This is a genomic window from Nitratidesulfovibrio liaohensis (genome assembly GCF_011682075.1).
GTDB classification, from domain to species: Bacteria; Desulfobacterota; Desulfovibrionia; order Desulfovibrionales; family Desulfovibrionaceae; genus Cupidesulfovibrio; species Cupidesulfovibrio liaohensis.
The window spans coordinates 1-2,512 of record NZ_VSMK01000401.1 but is presented as its reverse complement, the minus strand read 5'-3'; the positions used below and the strand labels follow the sequence as shown (position 1 = coordinate 2,512).

The following is a 2,512-nucleotide window of genomic DNA, read 5'->3' as shown; positions in this document are numbered from 1 at the left end:
CGTGGCGCATCACCCCGGCCATGCTGGAAACGCTGGAGCAGGCCCGCTACGGCGAGCACCCCTGCAACCTCGGCGCGCCGCTGGCGCACGACTACGCCGCCCGCTGGGGCGTGGCCGCATACATCGTGGACCCGCCCGTCACCGACGAGATGGACGAGGTGGCCCGCATTTCCGGCCTGCCCGCGCTGCCGCGCCGCAGCGTGTTCCATGCCCTCAGCCAGCGTTCCGCCGCACGGCGGGCCGCCGAACTGCTGGGCGTGGACTATGCGGCCAACCGCTGGCTGGTGGCGCACATGGGGGGCGGCATTTCCGTGGCGGCGCACCGCTGCGGACGCATCGTGGACGTCATCAACGCCCTGGACGGCGACGGGCCCATCGCGCCGGAACGCACGGGCCGCCTGCCGTCGCTGGGCGTGCTGTCGCTGGTGCAGGACGGCACCTACACCTTCGAGCAGCTGCGGCGCATCATCCTGCGCGAAGGCGGCATGTGGGCGCACTGCGGCACCAACGACCTGCGCGTGCTGGAGCGGCGCATGGACGGCACGGCCTGTGGTGAAGACGGTACGCCGGATGCTGGCGGCGCCCGGCCCGATGCCCACGCCGCGCTGGTGTTCGAGGCCGTGGCCTATACCGTGTCCAAGGAAATCGCCTCGCTGGCGCCCGCCCTGCTGGACGGCGGCAGTGGCGTCGGGTGCGGCGAGCACGTGGCGGACGCCGCCGCCTGCCCGCCGCGCATCGCGGGGGTGGTGCTGACGGGCGGCATGGCCCGTAGTGCCCGGCTGACGGAGCGGTTGCGTCAGCGGCTGCAATGGCTGGCCCCGGTGGTGGTGCTGCCCGAGGTGGAAGAGATGCACGCCCTGGCATCGGGCGTGCTGCGGGTGCTGCGCGGCCAGGAGATACCCGGCGACTATGTCTGAAGGGTACTGCTGCCTGCCCCGACGGGGCGCTTCTGGACTGGCCTGCCGTTGCTGGCCAGCATTGCGGCACCCGGCCCGATGCATTCCGGTCGGTCCGTGGGGGGCCGTTCTTCGGCATGCGCAGGGACCCCGCACAAATTCCCGTGCTTGACGCCGCCTGTGGGAACGTGTCTATGATGTGCCGCGCAACGCGCGTTCCGCACCTTTCGCTCCCTTTGCGGCGGACGCACCCAGAAAAGAGGCACGCATGGCATCTTCCAAGGACCTGATACTGGAGAACGCACGTATCCTTTTTGCCGCCAACGGCTTCAAGGGTACCACCATCGCACAGATTGCCAAGACGTCCAACGTGACGGATGCGGCCATCTACCGGCATTATCGTTCCAAGCAGGAAGTGTTCGACGTCATCGTCGATACCTATCTGGAAGAGTACCGGAAGCTGATGGCGGCCATCAAGGAACGGCAGAAGAGCGGCTACTGCCTGCTGGAAACGCTGATCCTGGACCATTGCGGATTCATCGACAAGCGCCTGACCGATACCCGGGTGCTGCTGAACACCTACACCACCATTCCCAGCGCCCGCGCGGTAATGGACGCGCTGTCCACCAGCCTGTTCCAGACCGTGGAGGCCTGCCTGATCCGGGGCATCCGCGACGGCACGGTGCGCGACGACATCGACGTGCCGGAAACGGCGCGCATCGTCGGCATCCTGCTGCTGGGGCTGAACCGCCGCCGCATCTTCTGGCCGGAAACGCCCGACCTCGCGCGCGGGGTGGTGGCCTTCTGCCAGCGCAGCATCAAGAGCTGACCGGACAGTTTGCGGCCTGGCATGGGGATGCGGCCTGGCCGCGCCGAGCATGCCGCGTTGACGCCTCTCCCCCGTACCCTTCGATTTTTGCCTTGGGCAAACGAAACGGCCCGTCCAGATGGACGGGCCGTCGTCATTCGCGGGGTGGGGTGGCAGGGCCGTTTTTCGCGCGTCCGGCACCAGCGAATCTGGACCGGTGGACGAAAGGCCGTCCGTTGGGCGAAAGGGCCGTGGGGATGCCGCGCCTACCTGCCGTCGTCCAGCCGCATGTCCGCCGGGGCCGTGGCCCGCACCGTGTGCCGGATGATGGCGGTGGCCCGCGGCGCAACATCCAGAGCCCACACCAGATGATGGTTTTCCGTGGCTGGCTTGGGATCGGATTCCACGCTGAGGCTGATGGCCGTGTCGCGCGGCTGCGGCTGCGGGTCTTCCACGCGCACGGACACCGGCGTGGCGCGCCGGTTGGCCACCTCGATGGTCCAGGCCCAGGTGCGGGTCTGCTGCTTGTTCACCAGCCCTTCGCGTCCGCTTTTGCGTTCGTCCAGGCGCATGGTGGCGGACACCATGGGGTCGCTGCCGAAGAAGATGTCGGCCTTGTCCTCGGACAGGCTGAAGGGCGCGCTGCCCACGCTGGCCCCGTCGGCCACGTACAGCGCCTCGCCCATGGGATAGTGGCGCGGTTCGGGCAGCGTGACGGAGGCGGTAAGGAAGGCGCGCGGGTCTGCCGCAGGGCGCACGGTGTGCCGGAAGGCGGCGGGCCATGTTTCGCCGCGCAGGGCCACGCGGG

The 2,512-nt window shown here is 69.1% G+C and carries 3 protein-coding genes; 2 read left to right on the top strand and 1 reads right to left on the bottom strand.

The features are described from left to right. Together FVW27_RS12980 and FVW27_RS12975 are read left to right on the top strand one after the other, a co-directional pair. A partial coding sequence (locus FVW27_RS12980; RefSeq protein ID WP_167125756.1) for a butyrate kinase occupies positions 1-917 on the top strand: 917 nt, incomplete at its 5' end. 247 nt (positions 918-1,164) lie between these two features. Then, entirely contained in the window at positions 1,165-1,725 is a 561-nt protein-coding gene (locus tag FVW27_RS12975; RefSeq protein WP_167125754.1) for a TetR/AcrR family transcriptional regulator, read from the top strand. 245 nt (positions 1,726-1,970) lie between these two features. Here FVW27_RS12975 and FVW27_RS12970 read toward each other — a convergent pair. Further along, on the bottom strand, positions 1,971-2,512 hold a 542-nt coding region (locus FVW27_RS12970; RefSeq protein WP_167125752.1), incomplete at its 5' end, for a DUF4139 domain-containing protein.

What these genes read in the sequence shown, in the direction of transcription:
- FVW27_RS12975 (WP_167125754.1), top strand. Translation starts at nt 1,165, where the DNA reads ATGGCATCTTCCAAGGACCTGATACTGGAGAACGCACGTATCCTTTTT.